1 protein-coding gene is annotated in these 285 nt (G+C 76.5%); it reads left to right on the forward strand.

Annotation, left to right across the window (positions count from 1 at the left end):
* On the forward strand, positions 1–285 hold a 285-nt coding region (locus KVT32_RS29810), incomplete at both ends, for a chromate transporter (RefSeq protein ID WP_371825641.1).

Genomic DNA, 285 nt, shown 5'->3' on the forward strand with positions numbered 1-285 from the left:
ATCATGGACGGCATCAAGCCGGCGGTGGTGGCGATCGTGCTGGCCGCCGCCTGGCGCCTCGGCAGCCGCACCCTGCGCAACCGGATCCTGGCCGCCCTCGCCACGCTGGCCTTCGTCGCCATCGCCTTCCTGCGCCTGCCCTTTCCGCTGATCGTGCTCGGCGCGGCCCTGGCCGGCGCGGTGGGCGTGCGCCTGCGTCCGGCGGCCTTCCTGGCGCCAGGGCCGGCGAGCGCCCATGACGGCGCGACGCGCACCGGCGCCCCGCCGGCCCTGATCGACGACGAT

The sequence above is a fragment of the Achromobacter sp. GbtcB20 genome (assembly GCF_019091095.1).
Classification (GTDB): domain Bacteria; phylum Pseudomonadota; class Gammaproteobacteria; order Burkholderiales; family Burkholderiaceae_B; genus Achromobacter; species Achromobacter mucicolens.